The organism is Micromonospora sp. NBC_00858 (genome assembly GCF_045207365.1).
In the GTDB taxonomy this organism is placed as follows: Bacteria; Actinomycetota; Actinomycetes; order Mycobacteriales; family Micromonosporaceae; genus Micromonospora.
This window is the reverse complement of the sequence record NZ_CP108828.1, coordinates 6,928,522-6,947,903: the sequence shown is the minus strand read 5'-3', so window position 1 is coordinate 6,947,903 and position 19,382 is coordinate 6,928,522. Positions and strand designations below refer to the sequence as shown.

The window sequence follows — 19,382 nt, the reverse complement described above, 5'->3', positions numbered from 1 at the left end:
CAGGAGAAACGGTTAGGAAACTGAACTGTCGGGAGGTCGGGTGCACACCCTGCGGCGCTGGTGGCACGACACCGCAGGTGGGCTCCCCGCCACCTTCTGGTACCTCTGGGCCGGCCTGCTCATCAACCGAGCCGGCGCGTTCGCCATGCTCTTCCTGTCGCTGTACCTCACCGACGCGCGGGGGGCCAGCGAGGCGCTGGCCGGCACGGTGGTCGGCGCGTACGGGGCCGGTGGGGCGGCCGGCGTCCTGCTCGGCGGGGTGCTGGCCGACCGGTGGGGTCGCCGAGCCACCCTGCTCGCCGCGCACCTGGCCACCGCCGGCCTGATGGTGGCACTGGCCTTCAGCCGACCCCTGGTGCTGATCGCGGTGCTCTCCGCGCTGGTCGGCGTGGTGCACTCGATGCCGAGCCCGGCCTTCGTCGCGGCGATCGTCGACGTGGTGCCCGCGCAGCGTCGCTCGCGCGCGTTCAACCTCCAGTTCTGGGCGTTCAACCTGGGCATGGCGGTCGCCTCGCTGCTCGCCGGCGTGCTGGCCGAGGCGAGCTTCACCGCGCTGTTCCTGGTGGACGCGGGCGCCACCCTGGCCGCCGCCGGCGTGATCGCCTGGAAGGTGCCGGAGACGCTTCGACGCACCGCACCGACGGCTGACCTCCCGCCGCCCACCCCATCGGCGCCGGGGGCGAGCCGGGTTCGGCAGCCGGGCCTGCACACCGCACTCACCGACCGGACCTTCCTGGTCTTCGTCGGGCTCACCTTCGTGCTGGCCGTACTCACCCTGCAGACCTCGACGATCATGCCGCTGGCCATGCGCGCGGACGGCCTGGGTCCGTCGGCGTACGGGCTGGTGGTGGCGCTCGGCGGAGCGCTGATCGTGATCGGCCAGTTGTTCGTGCCCCGGCTGATCGACCGGCATCGCAAGGCCGTCGTGCTGGCGGCCTCGACCGCCCTGCTCGCGCTCGGCTTCGGCGCGCTCGCCGTCGCCGACGAACTGGCCGTTTACCTGGGCGCCGCGGTGGTCTGGACGGTCGGCTCGATGCTCGCCGCCCCTCCCAACGCGCAGATCAACGCGGATCTGGCGCCGCCGCAGCTGCGCGCGCGGTATCAGTCGGTCTTCTACCTGACGTTCCCGGCCGCGGCGTTCGTCGCACCCACGCTCGGCGGGGTGAGCCTGCAATACCTCGGCGACCGGCACTGGCTGATCGTCGGCGGGCTCGGCCTGCTGGCCGCGCTCGGCCACCTGCTGGCCGGACCGCCCCGGGAGCGGCACGTCGCCGCGCTGCGCCGGGCCGACCGGGAGCCGACACCGCCCGCGGACCGCGTGCCGGCTGCGTGACCTACCCACCCCGCCCACGGGGTACGACAGACGCAAAGCGCCCACCACGGCCCGAAGGTCGTGGTGGGCGCCCGCCGGCGGGGCCGGCGGCGGCGGGCAACACTCACCCCCGTAAGCATCGCCCGCTCACGCCGCCGGTCCAAACAGGTGGGCACCGTCCCCCAACGGTTGATCCACCCGTCCCCTCGCGTCTCACTCGGTGCACGGATCTGATCGATCCGCCGCTCCCCCGAACGTTTCCAAGCGTGACGCGGTGCAATAAAGCTAGTTCGCCCGGATTCTGGATTCAACCCAGATCGGCTGTCTCGCCGATCACAACTCGCGAGTATCCGCTGCTCGGGCCTCGGTCTTTGGTAACAGCCGCATACCCGTCGCGCATTCCCGCAAACACCTCAACCGTCCTCTCGATCCGGTGATTCCGTCCGGAAGAAGTTGCTCTGCCGACCGTCGCGCATCTGCTCCTGATAAATCAGGTTCAGTCGCCGCAGGTCGAAAGTGTGGAACCACGCATCCCAGGTGATCTCGCGGATCCGGCTGCTCTCCCGGTAACCGGGGATGTTGAAGGTCAAAACCCCCGCCCGGCCGTCCCGCTCGGTGCCGGCGATGGTCGCCGGCTTCGCCCCGCGTTCCCGGGCCCAGCGCATGATCACCTCGTGGTTCGCCGTGATCAGGCTCCGCCCCGGGCGCTCCGGCCGGTCCGCGATCGACGAGATCACCTGCGAGCTGCGAACCGATCGCCCGGTGCTTCGCCCTACCCGGATCCCACCCGCCGTCGTGCCACCGCCGGCCGGCCGGCTCGGCGCAGCGCGCTTCGCGGGCGCCGCCCGCTTCGCCGCCGGTCGCGCCGGGGCCTTCTTCGCCGGGGCCTTCTTCGCGGGCGCGGTACGGGCCGTAGTCGTCTTGCGCGCCGGCGCCGTCTTGCGGGCGGCCGCCGTCTTACGGGCGGCAACCGTCTTACGTGCCGGCGTCGTCTTGCGGGCAGCCGTCGCCTTGCGGGCGGTCGTCGACTTGCGCGCGGGTGCAGTCTTGCGCGCGGCCGTCGTCTTACGGGCGGGCGCGGTCTTACGGGCGGCCGTCGACTTCGCCGCTGCCGTCGTCTTCTTCGCGGCGGCTGTCTTCTTCGCCGCCGTTGTCTTCTTCGCGGCGGTCGTCTTTTTCGCCGCCGCCGTCTTTCGCACGGCGGCCGTTTTCTTCGCGGCGGCCCGCTTCGCGGGGGCGCTCTTGTTCGCCGGCGCGGCCTTCGCGCGGCTCGGCACCGCCCTGGCCGCCGACTTCTTCGTCGCGGCGGCACGGCCCGCCGACGCCCTGGTGCCGGTGGCCCGGCCGGCCGGGCCGGTGCTGCGTCGGCCGGCCCCGCCACGCTCGGCCCGCAACGAGCGCACCAACTGTTTCACCAGGTCGGGCTTGCGCAGTGCGGAGATCCCGGAGACCCCGCGTTTGCGCAGCTGCCCGCGGATGTCGTCCACCCGCATCCGGGAGATCTCCGACTCGGAGATCCCCGGTGTGTTCGGCGTCTGGTTGCCAGCCTGTCGTTTGGTAGTGGTCGCAGTCCCGCCGCGACCTGAGCTGTTCCGCTGAGCCATGGGACGCTCACGCTCCTCGACACTCCGTCCTCGGCGCGCGGGGGTCCCTGTGCCGCACCGCGCGGTGCGGCATACCCGTCAGGAGCGGTCCGAACCACCAGCCGGCAGACAGTCGGGTCGGACCGGTCAGGACAGACGGTCAGGCGGGGTCTGGGCCCACCGTCAGGCGGGGTCGGGGCCGGCGCCGGACGGCTCGAAGAGGTGGGCGAAGGCGGCCAGGTTGGCCGTCGACTCACCGCGCTTGACCCGCCACTCGTACTCCCGGCGGATGGAGCTGCCGAAGCCGATCTCCAACATGGTGTCGAAGGACTCGTCGGCGTACGTGAGCACCGCGCCGAGCAGCCGGTCCAGCTCGTCGGCGTCCACCCCGGCCGGGTTGACCCGCCCGGTCAGGTACACGTCGCCGACCGCGTCCGTGGAGAAGGAGACCCCGTACATCCGTGCGTTGCGCTGCAACAGCCAGGCCCACAGCTCCTCGCGCCGCTCGTCCGGCTGACGCATCACGAACGCCTCGACGCGTAGCGCATGCTCGCCGACGATCAGGTTGCAGACCGTCTTGAGCTTGTGGGTGCCCGGCAGGGTCACCGCGTACGAACCCGGCCCGGTCGACTCCCAGGCCAGGTCCCGCTCGGCACAGACGGACTCGATCAGGGTCGCAAGGTCGCTCTTCGGGCTCACCGGACCCACTCTACGACCGACCCGGCCGGTGCACCCGGCGGCGACCGGTAGCCCCGGTCACCAGGAGCAGGAGAGCGCGGGATCGCCCGCCAGGTCGGCGGCGAGGCGGGCGCGGTGCGCCGTGATCGCCTCGCCGTAGACGGCGAGAAGGCCGGCGACCGTACGGTCCCAGGAGAAATGGCGGGCGTGCTGCTCGGCGCCTCGGGACAGCTCCGCCCGCCGGGCCTGATCCGGCAGCAGGCGGGCCAGCGCGACCGCCCAGTCCGCTGGGTCGTGCCCGTCGATCAGCACCCCGCTCACCTGGTCCCGCACGGCGGTGACCAGCCCGCCGACGGCGGCGGCCAGTACGGGCGTACCGCAGGCCTGCGCCTCCAGGGCGACCAGCCCGAAGGACTCGTTGTACGACGGCACCGCGACCAGGTCGGCGGCCCGGTACAGGGCGGGCAGGTCGTCCCCGGTCTGCGGCGGCAGGAAGCGCACCCGGTCGGTGACCCCCAGGTTGGCGGCCAGCTCGATCAGCGCGGTGGGCCGGTCCAGCCCGCTGCCGCTGGGGCCGCCGCAGATCGCCACGGTCACCTCGTTGGCCAGGGCCGGGTCGCGCTCCCGCAGCGCGGCGACCGCGCGGATCAGCACGTCGGGGGCCTTGAGCGGCTGGATCCGACCGACGAAGGCCACCACGTACCCGTCGACCGGCAGCCCCAGCCGGCGGCGGGCCGCCCGGGTGGCCGCGGACCGGTCGCCCGGCGCGGGCCGGAACCGCTCCAGGTCGACGCCCGGCGGGACGACGGCGACCTGGGTCGGGTCGGCGTCGTACCGTTCGACGAGGTCGCGGGCCTCCACCCGGGTGTTGGCGACCAGGCGGTTCGCCTCGGCGACCACCTGCTCCTCGCCGATCACCCGGGCCTTGGGTTCCGGCCGGTCGCCGGCTGCGAGCTGGGCGTTCTTGACCTTCGCCAAAGTGTGCGCGGTGTGCACCAGCGGCACCCCCCAGCGCTCCTTGGCCAGCCAGCCGACCTGGCCCGAGAGCCAGTAGTGGGAGTGGATCAGGTCGTAGTGCCCGGGCGGGCGGGACGCCTCGGCCCGCAGCACCCCGGCCGTGAAGGCGCAGAGCTGGCCGGGCAGCTCCTCCTTGGTGAGCCCCTCCAGCGGGCCGGAGGTGATGTGCCGGACCTGCACGCCGGGCGCCATCTCGACCACCGGGGGCAGGTCGCCGGAGGTGGCCCGGGTGAAGATCTCCACCTCGACGTTGGCCTCGGCGAGCCGCCGGGCGACCTCGAGGATGTAGACGTTCATCCCGCCAGCGTCACCCGTGCCGGGCTGGTGCAGTGGGGAGGTGTGTACGGACAGGGTCGCGATACGACGGGGCCGGGGCCACGGTTGCGTACCTCGCTGACGACCGACACCGGTGTGCAGTTCCGCCACGTCCGCTCCTCTTGTCACGGTTAATGCCGTCGCACGACCGGCGCTTCTCGCTCAACCTGTACGCCGGATGTCATCTTCCCCATCGGGCTACGGAAATTCCCCGGCGGTCCCCCGGGGGTGACGGACCTCATCTCCGTGCCTCACCTCCGTGCCCGCCTGCGGCGGCCCCCACGCCCGCCCGGAGCGGGTCAGATCGGCGGGGTGACAATGACGGGATGACCTCTGTCGCCATCGTCACCGGAGCGTCCAGCGGGATCGGCGCGGCCACCGCCCGCCGGCTCGCCGCCGAGGGTTTCCACGTGCTCGCCGCCGCCCGCCGCCCCGACCGGCTCGCCGACCTGGTCGCCGAGATCACCGCCGCCGGTGGAAAGGCCACCGCGGTGACCTGCGACGTCACCTCGGACGAGTCGGTGGCCGGGCTGGCCGAGGCCGCCGCACGGGCACCCGGGCCGGTGACCCTGCTGGTCAACAACGCCGGTGGCGCGCGCGGCCTGGAGCCGGTGGAGTCCGGGTCGGTCGCCGACTGGCAGTGGATGTACGACGTCAACGTGCTCGGCACGCTGCGGGTGACCCAGGCGCTGCTGCCGGCTCTGGAGGCGTCGGGCGCGGGCACCATCGTGGTGGTCTCGTCCACCGCCGGCCTGACCGTGTACGAGGGCGGGGGCGGCTACACCGCCGCGAAGCACGCGCAGACCGCCATCGCCGGCACGCTCCGGCTGGAACTGTGCGGTCGGCCGCTGCGAGTGATCGAGATCGACCCGGGCATGGTGAAGACCGACGAGTTCGGCCTGGTCCGTTTCGGCGGCGACGCGGAGCGAGCCGCCGCCGTCTACGCCGGGGTGCCCGGGCCGTTGGTCGCCGAGGACGTGGCCGACTGCATCGCCTGGTGCGCCACCCGCCCGGAGCACGTCAACGTGGACCGGCTGGTGGTCCGGCCGCGGGCGCAGGCTGCCCAGCACAAGGTGCACCGCGTCGGCCAGTGAAGCGCGAGGAGTGAGCCGGGCCTGCGAGCCCCGCAGTCGCGAACGGGATCGGCAGTGAAGCGCGAGGAGTGAGCCGGGGCGGGAGGTCGGGATGAGCGGAGCGGCGCGACGCCGGCCGCTCGGCGTGGTCACCCGGGGCACGACCAACCCGAACCGGCTCCGCCGGGTGGACAACTGGATCGTCGCCACGTGCGCCGACCGACTGCGGGCAACGGCCGACCCCCTGGTGGTCGATCTCGGCTACGGCGCCACCCCGGTGACCGCGGTGGAGCTGCGGGCCCGGCTGGCCGCCGGGGTCCGTCCGGACGTACGACTGGTCGGGCTGGAGATCGATCCGGCCCGGGTGGCCGCCGCGGCACCGGCCGCCGACCCGCCCGGCCTGACCTTCGCTCGCGGCGGGTTCGAGCTGGCTGGGCTCCGGCCGGTGCTGGTGCGCGCGTTCAACGTGCTGCGCCAGTACGACGAGAGCGAGGTGCCCGAGGCCTGGCGGACGATGACCGCCGCGCTCGCCCCGGGCGGGGCGCTCATCGAGGGCACCTGCGACGAGTTGGGCCGACTCGCCAGCTGGCTGCTGATCGACTCTGACGGCCCCCGGACGCTGACCCTGGCCGCGAAGCTCGTCACGTTGGGTAGCCCCGCCGAGCTGGCCGAGCGGTTGCCCAAGGCGCTGATCCACCGCAACGTCCCCGGTGAACCGGTGCACGATCTGATCCGGGCGCTGGACGACGCCTGGCAGGCCGCCGCCCCGTACGCCCCCTTCGGCCCCCGCCAGCGCTGGCTACGAGCCGTAACCCAGCTCAAGAGCGCCGACTGGCCCATCCTCGACGGCCCGCACCGCTGGCGCCAGGGCGAACTGACCCTCCCCTGGCCCACCATCGCCCCCCGAACCTGATCTCGGTCCCCGCACTTTCGCCGCTTTTGCACCGTCAAGGCCGGTTTGCCCCATCAGCGCAAGATCGGCGAGGGGTGCCGGGGCGGGATCACACCGTGCAGTTGATGAGGACGGGTTCCGGGTGGAGGGTTACGCCGAAGCGGGTGTGCACCGTGTCGCGGATGTCGCGGGCCAGGGCGATCAGGTCGGCAGTGTGAGCCGTGCCGGTGCGGTTGGTGAGTGCCAGCGTGTGCTTGCTGGAGATGGCCACCCCGTCCGGGCCCGGGTGGCCCTTGACGAAGCCGGCCTTGTCGATCAGCCAGGCCGCGCTCACCTTGACCGTGTCGTCGGCCCCGGGCCAGTGGGGCGGCTCGCCCAGCTCGACGGCGCGCTCCCGGAGCAGCTCGTACGTCGCCCGGTCGAGCACCGGGTTGGTGAAGAAGGAGCCGACCGAGCGAGTGTCGGGGTCGGTGGCGTCGAGCACCATGCCCTTACCGGCGCGTAGCCGCAGCACCGCCGCCCGGGCGTCCGCCAGCGGCACCCGCTCGCCCACCTCGACTCCGAGCGCCCGGCCCAGCTCGGCGTAGCGCACCGGGCCGGAGAGTGGGGACCGGGCGAGCCGGAAGTCGACGGAGAGCACCACCCAGCGGTCCCGGTACTTGAAGATGCTGCCCCGGTAGGCGAACCCGCAGTCGGCGGCGGGGATGAACTGACGGGTGCCCCCGACCCGGTCGTACACCTCGACCCCGGTGATGGTCTCGGCGACCTCCTGGCCGTACGCGCCGACGTTCTGGATCGGGGTGGCACCGGTTGAGCCGGGGATGCCGGAGAGGCACTCCACGCCGGCCCAGCCGTTGGCCACGGTGGCGGCGACCAGGTCGTCCCACGGCTCGCCGGCCTCGACCCGTACGGTGACTGACCCGGCATCCTCGGCGACGACCCGCAGGCCACCGGAGCGCACCAGGACGACCGTGCCGGGGAAGCCGGCGTCGCCGATCACCACGTTGCTGCCGCCCGCGAGGATCAGGACCGGCTCGTCCGCGGCCTGCACGGCCCGGATGATCTCGTCGGCACCGCCTGCGGCCACGATGCGCCCGGCCGGTCCGCCCATCCGCAGCGTGGTGTAGCTGGCCAGTGGACCAGGGATGGCACGATCGGCTTCGGTTGTCGACTGGGCGTAGGCGTCTGACACGTCTTTCACCTTAGGCTGAGGGGTAGCCGCGGCACCCACTGGTGGCCCGGCACCCCCGGGAGGATGGCGATGAGCAGACTGCACGGCAGCAAGGATTTCTGGATCGGGGCGCTCCGAACGGAGGGCCCGGCCTTCGCCGCAGCGGTGGCCGAGGCACCGCCGGAGACACCGGTGCTGTCTTGTCCCGGCTGGACGGTCAACGATCTCACGCTGCACCTCGCCGGCATCTACCACTGGGTTTATTCGTTCGCCGGCTCCGGCGTGACCACCGCGCCGGCCCCCCGGGTCCAGGTCGAGGCGGACCGGGCCGAGGCGGCCCGGGGTCTGAGCGCTCTCCAGTTCTGGCAGCAGGGGTACGACCAGCTGATGACCCTCTTCGACGGGCTCGACCCGGAGACCCCGGCGTGGAACTGGGCTCCACAGCCGAAGAAGGCCGGCTTCTGGCCGCGCCGGATGGCACACGAGACGGCGGTACACCGCTGGGATGCCCAGCTCGCCATCGGAGCCGGTGACCCGGTCGAGGCGAAGCTGGCCGCCGACGGCGTTAGCGAGGTGCTGGACACCTGGTTGCCCGCGGGCCGACGGCAGGTGCCGGGCGACTGGCACGGGGTGGTGCAGCTCTCCGCGGTCGACGCGGCCCAGGTGTGGTATCTGCGGCTGCGCGGCCAGGGGGTGGCGCTGCTCGACACCTCGACCATCTTCGACCACGACGACCATCACGCCCGGGCGCAGGTCAGCGGCAACGCGAGCGACCTGCTGCTGGCGCTCTGGGGCCGGGTCAGCTTCGAGACGCTGGATGTCAGCGGCGACCGGACCCTGCTCGACGGCCTGCGCACCGACTGACCGCCACCCGGCCCGCACGTCGAGGGCGTCACCCCGCAGGGGTGGCGCCCTCGTTGGCGTCTATGTCTCGGTAACGAATGAAAACCGAGAGAGCGCTCTCTTGACAGCGCGGAAACGACCCAGCACCCTGTCCGTGAGAGCGCTCTCCCAGCCACTTGCCACCACCCGATCACCTTGAGAGGGGTCCGAATCCCATGGCTGTCTTCCCGCGCCGCCGCCTCGCCGCGGTGGCCCTCGCCGCCGCCACCGCCCTGCTCGCCACCGCCGGCTGCGGCGGCGCCGACGAGGCGGACGGGGACGGACCGGTCACGCTGACCGTCGACGTCTTCGGCCAGTTCGGCTACGAGCAGCTCTACCAGGAGTACATGAGCGCGCACCCCGACGTGAAGATCGTCGAACGCGGTGCCGGCACCAACCTCGACGAGTACTCGCCGAAGCTGACCCAGTGGCTCGCCGCCGGCCGGGGGGCCGGCGATGTGGTGGCCATCGAGGAAGGCCTGATGGTCGAGTACAAGGCCAACCCCGGCAACTTCGTCAACCTGCTGGATCACGGCGCCGCCGACCTCAAGGGCAACTTCCTCGAATGGAAGTGGAACGCCGGGCTGACCGCCGACGGCAAGCAGCTGATCGGCCTCGGCACCGACGTCGGCGGCATCGCCATCTGCTACCGCTCGGATCTCTTCGCCAAGGCCGGCCTGCCCACCGAACGGGACGAGGTCTCCAAGCTCTGGCCGACCTGGCAGGACTACATCGCCACCGGCGAACGGTTCGTCGCGGCGAAGACCGGGGCGTCGTTCCTCGATGCGGCAACCAACACCTTCAACACCATCCTGCTGCAGACCGCCGGCAACACGACCGGGTACAGCTACTACGACACCAGCGGCAACGTGGTCGTCGACAGCAACCCGGCGGTACGACAGGCCTGGGACACCACGATGGACATCATCGACTCGGGCCTCTCCGGAAAGTACGGCTCCTGGTCCGAGGAGTGGGTCTCCGCCTTCAAACAGTCGAAGTTCGCCACCATCGCCTGCCCCGCCTGGATGACCGGGGTCATCGAGAGCAACGCCGGCCCGACCGCCCAGGGCAAGTGGGACATCGCCCGGGTGCCCGGCAACGGCGGCAACTGGGGCGGGTCACACCTCGCCGTACCCAAGCAGAGCAAGCACCAGGCCGAGGCGATCGAGCTGGCCAAGTTCCTGACCAGCGCCAAGGGCCAGATCGGCGCGTTCAAGGCCAAGGGCCCGCTGCCCTCCTCGCCGCAGGCGCTCGACGATCCGGCGATCACCGGCGCGACCAACGCGTACTTCACCGGGGCACCGGTCGGCGCCATCTTCGGCACCGGCGCGAAGAGCCTGAAGCCGGTCTACATGGGCCCGAAGAACCAGGCCGTCCGCACCGAGGTGGAGAACGCCGTACGGACCGTGGAGCTGGGGCAGCGCAACCCCGGGCAGGGCTGGACCGACGCGGTGGCCAACGCGAAGAAGGCCGCCGCCAAGTAGCCAGACCCAGCGTGCGGGCGGGCTCCGGCTGCCGGAGTCCCGCCCGCACCGCGAAAGGAGCTCCCGGGCATGACCGTCCAGCTCGACGCCCGCCCGCCGGCCGCACCGACGCCCGGCAGCCGCCGCCGATCGTCGGGTCGACTCACCCGACTCGACACCCGCTACTCCCCGTACCTCTACATCGCCCCGTTCTTCCTGCTCTTCGCGGTCTTCGGGGTCTACCCGCTGGCGTACACCTTCTGGGTCTCGCTGCACGACTGGGACCTGCTCGGCACCGACCACCCGTTCGTCGGCGCGGCGAACTACACCCAACTGCTGGCCGACGCCGACTTCTGGCACGCGGTGGTCAACACGCTGGGCATCTTCGTCATCTCCACCGTCCCGCAACTGCTCGCCGCACTCTGGCTGGCCAACCTGCTCAACCGAGGGCTGCGGGCCCGTACCGGCTGGCGGATGGCGGTGCTCGTCCCCAACGTGACCTCCACCGCCGCCGTGGCGATCGTGTTCGGGGTGCTCTTCGGCCGCGAGTTCGGCATGATCAACTGGATGCTCGACCTGGTCGGGGTCGACCCGGTGGCCTGGAAATCCGACCGGGTCGCCTCCTGGGTGGCCATCTCCGCCATGGTCGACTGGCGGTGGACCGGCTACAACGCGCTGATCCTCCTGGCCGCGATGCAGGCTATCCCCCGCGACCTGTACGAATCGGCGGCGATCGACGGCGCCAACCGGGTCCGGCAGTTCTGGTCGATCACCGTGCCGCTGCTCAAGCCGACGATCATCTTCTGCGTCATCATCTCCACAATCGGCGGGTTGCAGCTCTTCACTGAGCCCCGGCTGTTCCACTCCGGCACCAACCCGATCCGGGGCGGATCGCTCCGGGAGTCGCAGACCGTGACCATGTACATGTTCGAGAACGCCTTCGCACCGCACTACAACTTCGGGTACGGCTCGGCCGTGGCCTGGCTGCTCTTCGCGCTCATCGCGATCGTGGCGGCGGTCAACGTGCTGGTCCTGCGCCGGATGGGCGGCGGATCGGGACCCGGTCCCGGGAAGGGAGCGGCTCGATGAGCCGGCTCTGGCGGGCCAGCCCGCTGACGTACCTGGCCCTGGTGATCGCCGCTGGGATGTCGGTCTTTCCGATCTGGTGGATGTTCGTGGTGGCCAGCCGGTCCAGCGACGCGATGGGTCAACTGCCGCCGCCGATGACCCCGGGCGGCAACCTGGGAGCCAACATCGCCCGGCTGTTCGACAACACCGACGCGTACTTCCTGACCGGCCTGATCAACTCGACGATCGTGGCCTGCACGGTGACCGTCTCCGTGGTGTTCTTCGCCAGCCTGGCCGGCTTCGCCTTCGCGAAGCTACGGTTCCGTGGCCGCAACGCGCTGCTGCTGGCGATCATCGCGACCATGATGGTGCCGACCCAGCTCGGCGTGATCCCGCTGTACATGTTGATGACCCGGCTGCAGTGGAACGACCGGCTGCCCGCGGTGATCGTGCCGGCACTGGTCACCGGGTTCGGGGTCTTCATGATGCGGCAGTACGCCGGACAGGCGGTCAGCGACGAGCTGATCGAGGCCGCCCGGATGGACGGCTGCGGCACGGCCCGGATCTGGTGGCACGTGGTGGTGCCCGCGCTGCGACCGGCAGCCGCCGTGCTCGGCCTGCTCACGTTCATGACCACCTGGAACGACTTCCTGTGGCCGTACGCTGTACTGAACGACCCGGCGAACCCGACCGTTCAGCTCTCCCTGCGGGCGCTGTCAGACGGGTACTACCAGGACATGTCGCAGGTGTTCACCGGGACGGCCATCGCGACGCTGCCCCTGCTGCTGGTCTTCGTGCTGTTCGGCCGGCAGATCATCGGCGGGATCATGGAAGGTGCGGTCAAGGCGTGAATGAACTCCGGTTTCCCGAGCACTTCCTCTGGGGAGCGGCCACCGCCGCGTACCAGATCGAGGGCGCGGCCCGCGACGACGGACGCGGCCCGTCCATCTGGGACACCTTCAGCCGCACACCGGGGAGGGTGTACCAGGGCCACACCGGCGACGTCGCCTGCGACCACTACCACCGGTACGCCGACGACGTGGCGCTGATGGCCGAGCTGGGGCTGCGGGCGTACCGGTTCTCGGTCGCCTGGCCACGGATCCAGCCGGACGGCACCGGCCCGGTCAACCCGCGCGGCCTGGACTTCTACGACCGGCTCACCGACACGCTGCTCGACCGGGGGATCGACCCGATCGTCACCCTCTACCACTGGGACCTGCCGCAGACCCTTGGCGACCGGGGCGGCTGGACCAACCGGGACACCGCCGAGCACTTCGCCACGTACGCCACGGCGATGTACGCCCGGCTCGGCGATCGGGTGGACGTCTGGACCACGCTGAACGAGCCGTGGTGCTCGGCCTACCTCGGCTACGGCAACGGGGTGCACGCCCCGGGCGAGCGGGACCCGGCGGCGGCCTTCACCGCCGTACACCATCTGCTGCTCGGGCACGGCCTGGCGGCGCGGGCGCTGCGGGCGGCCGGCGCACGCAGCGTGGGCATCACCCTCAATCCGGCCGACGTGCGGCCGGCCGATCCGCAGAGCGCCGCCGACGCTGCGGCGGTCCGCCTGGTCGACGGCCTGCACAACCGGATCTTCCTCGACCCGCTGTTGGCCGGCGGCTACCCGGACGACGTGCGGGAGCACGTGGCGCGGATCGTCGAGCCGACGTTCATCCGGGACGGCGACGAGAAGCTGATCGCCGCCCCGATCGACCTCCTCGGGATCAACTACTACCAGCCCAGCTACGTCGCCGGTCGGCCCGACGGCGCTGGCGGCGGCGGTGCGTACCCGGGCACCGAGGGCGCGGTGCAGTTCCTGCCGCCGGCCGGGCCGCTCACCGACATGGACTGGATGATCGAGCCGGCCGGGCTGACCCGGCTGCTGGAACGGATCGCCACCGACTACCCCGGGGTGCCGCTGCTGATCACCGAGAACGGCGCGGCGTTCCCCGACAAGCCGGGCGCCGACTCGCCCGACGGGCCGGGGCAGGTGATCGACACCGACCGGATCGCCTACCTCGACGGGCATTTGCGTGCCGCACACGAGGCGATCTCCCGGGGCGTGGACCTGCGCGGCTATCTCGTATGGTCATTCCTGGACAACTTCGAGTGGGCGGAGGGCTACCGCAAGCGGTTCGGGATCGTGCACGTCGACTACCTGACCCAGCGGCGCACACCGAAGGCCAGCGCCCGGTGGTACCAGGAGGTGATCTCCCGGAACGGGCTGTGACGAGCGGGGGGAAGGCGCTATGACGACGGCGCAACGGCCGACGCTCGAGGCGGTGGCAGCGCTGGCCGGGGTGTCCCGGGCCACCGTGTCGCGCGTGGTCAACGGCTCCACCACCGTCGCCGAGCCGATCCGGGAGGCGGTCAACCGGGCGGTCGCCGAGCTGGGGTACGTACCCAACCTGGCCGCCCGCAGCCTGGTCACCCAGCGCACCGACTCGATCGCCCTGGTCATGCCGGAGGCGGCCACCCGGGTCTTCTCCGACGACCAGGTCTTCCCCGGCATCATCCGCGGGGTGAGCCAGGAGTTGGAGGCGGCCGACAAGCAGTTGGTGCTGATGCTGGCCGGGTCACCGGCCGGGCACCACCGGGTCGAGCGGTTCACCACCGGCCGGCACGTCGACGGTGTGCTCTTCGCGTCGCTGCACGGCGCCGACCCGCTGCCCGGAACGCTGGCCCGACTCGGCATCCCGGTGGTGTGCAGCGGCCGGCCGCTCGGCGACGTGCCCGTGCCGTACGTGGACGTCGACCACGTCGGCGGCGTGACGGCAGCCGTGCGGCACCTGATCGACAGCGGTCGCCGGCGGATCGCCAGCATCGCCGGGCCACAGGACATGGTGGCCGGGATCGAACGGCTCGCTGGCTACCGCGACACGGTTGCCGCCGCCGGGCTACCCGAGCTGGTCGCGATCGGCGACTTCACCCGGGAGTCCGGGGCTGCGGCGATGCACCGGCTGCTCACCGAGCATCCCGACCTGGACGCGGTCTTCGCCGCCTCCGACCTGATGGCGCACGCCGCCATGCGGACGCTGCGCGAGGCCGGTCGGCGAGTGCCGGAGGACGTCGCGGTGGTCGGCTTCGACGACATCGAGACCGCCGCGTACACCGAGCCGCCGCTGACGACCGTCCGGCAGCCGATCGTGGAGATCGGCCGACGGATGACCCGACAGCTGCTCCGGCTGGCCGCCGGCGAGACCATCGAGCCGGCGGTCATGCTCCCCACCGAGCTGATCCTGCGCGACTCGGCCTGAGTCGGCCGGGCCGCGCTCGCCGGGGCGCGCCCACAAGATCCACACAACTGCCTGCCGCCGGTTAATGCGTCGCCCCGATACCCGATCGTGGTTAGCCTCGCCGGCATGCCGCAATCCGTCGCGTTGTTGCACGTCCCTGCCCTCACCGACGTCGCCGAGTACGCGTACGCGGCAACCGTCGAGCCGCCCGCCCGGCTGGTGTTCACCGCCGGCGCGTGCCCGCTCGACGCGGAGGGACGGACCGTCGCGCCGGGCGACCACGCGGCGCAGGCCCGGCAGGTGATGGCGAACCTGGAGACCGCCCTCAATGCGGCCGGGGCCCAGCTCACCGACGTGGTCAAGACCACCGTCTACGTGGCGTCGTCACGGCAGGCGGACCTGGTGACGGCCTGGGAGGTGGTACGGGACTTCTTCGGCGACCACGACCCGCCCAGCACCCTGCTCGGGGTGGCCGTGCTCGGCTACACCGATCAGCTCGTCGAGGTCGAGGCCGTCGCCGCCGTTCGGACGGGAGCCTGATGCGGATCCGCGTGGCACGACCCGACGACGCTCCGGCCGTGGTGGCGCTGCGGGCCATCGTCTACCCGTACCTGGTACGCGGGGTCGAGTCGACCCGCAAGATGCTCGCCGAACCGCCGCCCGAGGAGGGGTGGACCGCCTTCGTGGCCGAGGTCGACGGGCAGGTGGTCGGCTGGGCTTCCGCCCAGCGCGTTGCCTGGACCTCGACGCCGGACGTCGGCGACATCGCCCTGCTGCACGTCCACCCGGAGCACCGGCGGCGCGGCATCGGCAGCGCGGTGCTGGCCGCCGCGACGGACCACCTCGCCCCGCTGGGGATCCGCAGGTTGCGCTCCTGGGCGCAGCCGGACTCGCTGCCGTTCGCCCGCCGGCACGGCTTCGAGCCAAGCCGGGAGGTGCGGTACTCCGCGCTCGACCTGGACCCGGCACCGCCCGCGCCGGACCTGCCGGCGGGCGTACGGCTGCACCCGATCGCGGACCTGGACCCGCACCGGCTGTACGTGGCGAACGTGGCTGCGGGGGCCGACGAGCCGAGTGACGTCCCGATCGACGCGGTCAGCTACGAGAGCTGGCAGTACGACGTCTGGGAGAACCTCGGGCTGGACAAGACGGCCAGCACGGCCGCCGAGGTCGACGGGGAGATCGCCGCGTTCAGCCTGGTGAAGCGGGACGGGGACCGGATGTGGTCGGACTACACCGGCACCGTCCCGGCGTACCGGGGTCGAGCGCTGGCCCGGCTGGTCAAGACGGCGGCGCTGCAGCGGGCCGCCGCCGGCGGCGTCCGCGTCGCGTACACCTCGAACGACGAGGCGAACGCGCCGATGCTGGCAATCAACGCGCGGCTCGGCTACCGGCCGGTCGCGTCCCAGTGGTCCTGCCTGGCCGACCTGACCTGACCAGCCTCGGTCGGCACGAGGAACCCGGCGCGTCCGGGGGCTTTCGCTACGCCGAGGGGTCGGCGTCGAAGACCTGGCGCGCGGTGGCGTGGGTGTCCGCCCCGAAGAGGACCAGGCGGGCCTCGGTGACGTTCGCCGGCGCGGCAGGGCGCAGCATCGACAGCGCCTGGCGGACCGCGTCCTCGATCGGCCAGCCGTAGATGCCGGCGGAGATCAGCGGGAACGCCACGGTGGACGCGCCCAGCTCGTCGGCTATCCGCAGGCTGTTGGCGTAGCAGTCGCGCAGCAGCGCCGAGCGGTCCTCGCCGGCCGACCAGACCGGCCCGACGGTGTGGATGACCCAGCGGGCCGGCAGTTCCCCGGCCGTGGTGGCCACCGCCTGCCCGGTGGGCAGACCCCGGCCGTACCGGGACGCTCGCAACGCCCGGCACTCGGCCAGGATGGCCGGGCCGCCGCGCCGGTGGATGGCACCGTCCACTCCGCCGCCGCCCAGCAGGGACGAGTTCGCGGCGTTCACGATCGCGTCCACCCGCTGGACGGTGATGTTGCCCTCGACGAGGTTGATCTGCATGTCAGCGCCCCTCGATGGGGTGGCCGACCGGCGGCGCGGGCACCCGTTCGTCGATGGGCTGGCCGAGGGATCGGCGGGCCAGCAGAGTCGCACCGGCGACCGCGGCCGGCATGATCAGCACCGCGCCGAGCGGGATCAGGAAGCAGACGAAGACCGCCACTCCGAAGCCGAGCGCCATCGGTCGGTCCGCCTTCAGCACCGACCGGCGGTCCGGCAGCCGCATCCCCCGCCGGTAGAAGGGTGCCCCGACCAGCTCCAGCGCGAGGAACCAGCCGCCCACCGCCGCCCCGATCACCGGGACCACCGTCTGACCGACCACCGGGATGAAACCGGCGACGAAGAGCGGAATGCCGACCAGCGCCGCGAGGGCCACCAGCCGTACGGAGTCGGCGATGCTGCGGCGCAGCGAAGGCCAGAAGGAGACCTCCACCGCGCCGGGAGTGCCCCCGAGCCGTTCCTCCACCCGCTCGGAGATCTTCTCGTAGAACGGGTCTCCGATCACCAGGGTCACCGCCGTGAAGGTGAGCACGCCGAGCAGCCCGCCGAGACCCAGGATGGCCAACCCGGCGATCACCCGGACCAGGTTGCGGGCGGTGGTCGACCAGTCGTCGGCGAACGGCGTGACCAGTGCGGCGATGTCGTCCACGAAATACGCCAGGGTGGCGATCGCGGCCACGAAGAGCGCACCGGAGATCAACGCTGGCACGATGCCGAGCAGCATCAGCCCGGGGCTGCGCACGTAGAGGCCGAGCCCACGCAGGAGCAACCCGACCCCGGCGAAGAAGCGTCCGACGACCCCGGTCACCGGGCTGGCGATTCTGCTGGCGTCCACGACCGAGCAGCCTAGCGATCAGTGCCAACCGCCGCCGGGCGGCGCGTTGACAGGGATCCCGTCCGTGCACATCAACCGGTTGGTGGATCGCCGGGGTCAGCCGCTGCCACGAAAGATCACCAACGGCTGGTCGATTCGCCGCCGAGCCGCCGCCGCCACGCTGAAGAGGTACGGGTACGACGGCGGAAGGCGGCACGATGCCGGTCATTGAGGTGACCAACCTGCACAAGCGATACGGCGACCTGGTGGCCGTGGACGACGTGTCGTTCACGGTCGAGGCCGGGGAGATCTTCGGGGTCCTCGGCCCGAACGGCGCCGGCAAGACCACCACGGTGGAGTGTGTCGCGGGGCTCCGCGTCCCGGACGGGGGCGGGGTGTCGGTCCTCGGGCTCGACCCCCGTGGGGACGCGGCCCAACTCCGCCAGCAGGTTGGCGTGCAGCTCCAGGAGAGCCAACTGCCGGACCAGCTGCGGGTCGCCGAGGCGCTGGAGCTGTACGCCTCGTTCTACCGCAACCCGGCCGACCCGGCGGGCCTGATCGACAGGCTGGGTCTGGGCGAGAAGCGGAACACCGCGTACAAGAAGCTCTCCGGCGGCCAGAAACAGCGGCTGTCGATCGCGCTGGCGCTGGTCGGCAACCCGAGCGTCGCGATCCTGGACGAGCTGACCACCGGGTTGGACCCGCAGTCCCGGCGGGACACCTGGGCCCTCATCGAGCAGATTCGGGACAGCGGCGTGACGATCGTGCTGGTCACCCACTTCATGGAGGAGGCCGAGCGGCTCTGCGATCGGGTAGCCGTGATCGACCGGGGACGGGTCGTCGCACTGGACAGCCCGGCCGGCCTGGTGTCGACGGTGGCCCCGGAGCAGCGGGTCCGGTTCCGGCCGTCCGCCCCGGTCGACGACCAGCTCTTCACGGACCTGCCCGAGGTGATCTCCGTACACCGCACCGGCAGTCAACTGGTGGTGACCGGCACCGGGGACGTGCTGCACGCGGTCACCTCGACGCTCGCCCGCAACCAGATCATCGCCGCCGACCTGCGGCTGGAACAGTCCACCCTCGACGACGCGTTCGTCGAGCTGACCGGGCACCGGCCCGCCGCCTGAGGGAGAACCGACATGCACGCCTTCGGGCAGATCCTCAAGATCGAAACACGACTCTTCCTGCGGGACTTCGGCTCGCCGCTGACGACCGTCGCGTTGCCGCTCGCACTGCTGCTGGTGTTCGGGCTGATTCCGGCGGGACGCCACCCAGAGGCGCAGTTCGGCGACCTGTCCTTCGTCCAGTACTTCGCGCCCTCGCTGCTGGTGATCACGCTCGCCATGTCGGCGGTCAACATCCTGCCCACGGTGCTGGCCACCTACCGGGAACGTGGGGTGCTGCGCCGGCTGGCCACCACCCCGGCCAGCCCGGCCGCGCTGCTGGCCGCCCAACTGGTCATCTCGCTCGGCACCATCCTGGTCAGCGCCGTGCTGCTCGTCGTGGTCGGCCGGTTGGCGTTCGACGTACCGCTGCCCCAGCACCCACTGGGCTTCACGCTGGCCCTCATCCTCGGTACGGCGGCCCTGCTGGGGCTGGGCCTGCTGGTGGCGGCGGTGGCGCGGACGACCAAGTCGGCGCAGGCGCTGGCCGTGCCGCTGTTCATGGCGGTCATGTTCTTCGGCGGCGTCTACGTGCCTCGGTTCCTCCTGCCGGACTTCCTGGTCCGGATCGGCGACTACACGCCACCCGGGGTGCAGGCGCTGCTCGATGCCTGGACCGCGGATGCTCCGCAGCCGCTGCACCTGGCGATAATGGCGGTCATCGCCGTGCTCGCTGGTTCCGTCGCGGCGAAATTGTTCCGCTGGGAGTGA

Annotated in this window: 19 protein-coding genes; 13 read left to right on the top strand and 6 right to left on the bottom strand. The window is 71.8% G+C overall.

The window, feature by feature from the left end:
* Window positions 1-40 precede the first annotated feature (40 nt).
* On the top strand, window positions 41-1,333 hold the full coding sequence (locus OG990_RS32370) for an MFS transporter (RefSeq protein ID WP_406078160.1): 1,293 nt from the start codon (window positions 41-43) through the stop codon (window positions 1,331-1,333).
* A gap of 392 nt (window positions 1,334-1,725) precedes the next feature.
* On the opposite strand, the gene OG990_RS32365 is transcribed toward OG990_RS32370, so the two are convergent.
* The 3 genes from OG990_RS32365 to mshA all read right to left on the bottom strand — a co-directional run bounded on the left by OG990_RS32365 (window position 1,726) and on the right by mshA (window position 5,016).
* Window positions 1,726-2,805 (bottom strand): hypothetical protein, encoded by a 1,080-nt coding sequence (locus tag OG990_RS32365; protein WP_406078159.1) that lies wholly within the window; start codon window positions 2,803-2,805, stop codon window positions 1,726-1,728.
* Between the two features lie 273 nt (window positions 2,806-3,078).
* Window positions 3,079-3,594: a YbjN domain-containing protein gene (locus OG990_RS32360; RefSeq protein WP_406078158.1), complete on the bottom strand. Its 516-nt coding sequence runs from the start codon at window positions 3,592-3,594 to the stop codon at window positions 3,079-3,081.
* Between the two features lie 57 nt (window positions 3,595-3,651).
* Window positions 3,652-5,016 (bottom strand): D-inositol-3-phosphate glycosyltransferase, encoded by a 1,365-nt coding sequence (mshA, locus tag OG990_RS32355; RefSeq protein ID WP_406078157.1) that lies wholly within the window; start codon window positions 5,014-5,016, stop codon window positions 3,652-3,654.
* Window positions 5,017-5,231: 215 nt separating this feature from the next.
* Here mshA and OG990_RS32350 point away from each other — a divergent pair, with 215 nt between their 5' ends.
* Both OG990_RS32350 and OG990_RS32345 read left to right on the top strand, forming a co-directional pair.
* Complete coding sequence (locus OG990_RS32350) at window positions 5,232-5,999, top strand: SDR family oxidoreductase (RefSeq protein ID WP_355601590.1); 768 nt, start codon at window positions 5,232-5,234, stop codon at window positions 5,997-5,999.
* Between the two features lie 91 nt (window positions 6,000-6,090).
* Entirely contained in the window at window positions 6,091-6,891 is an 801-nt protein-coding gene (locus tag OG990_RS32345) for a class I SAM-dependent methyltransferase (RefSeq protein ID WP_406078156.1), read from the top strand.
* An 88-nt stretch (window positions 6,892-6,979) separates the two neighbouring features.
* Here OG990_RS32345 and OG990_RS32340 read toward each other — a convergent pair whose 3' ends face one another.
* Window positions 6,980-8,062, bottom strand: a complete 1,083-nt coding sequence (locus OG990_RS32340; RefSeq protein ID WP_406078155.1) for a UDP-N-acetylmuramate dehydrogenase — start codon at window positions 8,060-8,062, stop codon at window positions 6,980-6,982.
* 63 nt (window positions 8,063-8,125) lie between these two features.
* On the opposite strand from OG990_RS32340, the gene OG990_RS32335 reads away from it, so the two are divergent.
* The 8 genes from OG990_RS32335 to OG990_RS32300 all read left to right on the top strand — a co-directional run bounded on the left by OG990_RS32335 (window position 8,126) and on the right by OG990_RS32300 (window position 16,126).
* A complete protein-coding gene (locus OG990_RS32335; protein ID WP_406078154.1) occupies window positions 8,126-8,905 on the top strand; it encodes a maleylpyruvate isomerase family mycothiol-dependent enzyme in 780 nt (259 codons plus the stop codon).
* A gap of 194 nt (window positions 8,906-9,099) precedes the next feature.
* A complete protein-coding gene (locus tag OG990_RS32330) occupies window positions 9,100-10,407 on the top strand; it encodes an extracellular solute-binding protein (RefSeq protein ID WP_328420825.1) in 1,308 nt (435 codons plus the stop codon).
* 69 nt (window positions 10,408-10,476) lie between these two features.
* Window positions 10,477-11,475 (top strand): carbohydrate ABC transporter permease, encoded by a 999-nt coding sequence (locus OG990_RS32325; protein WP_406078153.1) that lies wholly within the window; start codon window positions 10,477-10,479, stop codon window positions 11,473-11,475.
* Window positions 11,472-12,305 carry a carbohydrate ABC transporter permease gene (locus OG990_RS32320; RefSeq protein ID WP_328420829.1) on the top strand — a complete coding sequence of 278 codons (834 nt, stop codon included), beginning with the start codon at window positions 11,472-11,474 and terminating at the stop codon, window positions 12,303-12,305. Before OG990_RS32325 ends, OG990_RS32320 begins: the two co-directional genes overlap by 4 nt.
* A complete protein-coding gene (locus OG990_RS32315; protein WP_406078152.1) occupies window positions 12,302-13,684 on the top strand; it encodes a GH1 family beta-glucosidase in 1,383 nt (460 codons plus the stop codon). Before OG990_RS32320 ends, OG990_RS32315 begins: the two co-directional genes overlap by 4 nt.
* 19 nt (window positions 13,685-13,703) lie before the next feature.
* Window positions 13,704-14,711, top strand: a complete 1,008-nt coding sequence (locus OG990_RS32310; protein WP_328420834.1) for a LacI family DNA-binding transcriptional regulator — start codon at window positions 13,704-13,706, stop codon at window positions 14,709-14,711.
* A gap of 105 nt (window positions 14,712-14,816) precedes the next feature.
* Window positions 14,817-15,230 carry a RidA family protein gene (locus OG990_RS32305; protein ID WP_355601603.1) on the top strand — a complete coding sequence of 138 codons (414 nt, stop codon included), beginning with the start codon at window positions 14,817-14,819 and terminating at the stop codon, window positions 15,228-15,230.
* On the top strand, window positions 15,230-16,126 hold the full coding sequence (locus OG990_RS32300; protein WP_406078151.1) for a GNAT family N-acetyltransferase: 897 nt from the start codon (window positions 15,230-15,232) through the stop codon (window positions 16,124-16,126). The genes OG990_RS32305 and OG990_RS32300 overlap by 1 nt, the downstream gene beginning before the upstream one ends.
* A 46-nt stretch (window positions 16,127-16,172) precedes the next feature.
* Here OG990_RS32300 and OG990_RS32295 read toward each other — a convergent pair whose 3' ends face one another.
* Complete coding sequence (locus tag OG990_RS32295; protein WP_406078150.1) at window positions 16,173-16,697, bottom strand: O-acetyl-ADP-ribose deacetylase; 525 nt, start codon at window positions 16,695-16,697, stop codon at window positions 16,173-16,175.
* 1 nt (window position 16,698) lies between these two features.
* On the bottom strand, window positions 16,699-17,529 hold the full coding sequence (locus OG990_RS32290; RefSeq protein WP_406078149.1) for an EI24 domain-containing protein: 831 nt from the start codon (window positions 17,527-17,529) through the stop codon (window positions 16,699-16,701).
* 197 nt (window positions 17,530-17,726) lie between these two features.
* On the opposite strand from OG990_RS32290, the gene OG990_RS32285 reads away from it, so the two are divergent.
* Both OG990_RS32285 and OG990_RS32280 read left to right on the top strand, forming a co-directional pair.
* The gene (locus OG990_RS32285; protein WP_406078148.1) at window positions 17,727-18,635 is read left to right on the top strand and encodes an ABC transporter ATP-binding protein; all 909 of its coding nucleotides are present in this window, start codon (window positions 17,727-17,729) and stop codon (window positions 18,633-18,635) included.
* Window positions 18,636-18,647: 12 nt separating this feature from the next.
* Window positions 18,648-19,382 carry an ABC transporter permease gene (locus OG990_RS32280; RefSeq protein ID WP_406078147.1) on the top strand — a complete coding sequence of 245 codons (735 nt, stop codon included), beginning with the start codon at window positions 18,648-18,650 and terminating at the stop codon, window positions 19,380-19,382.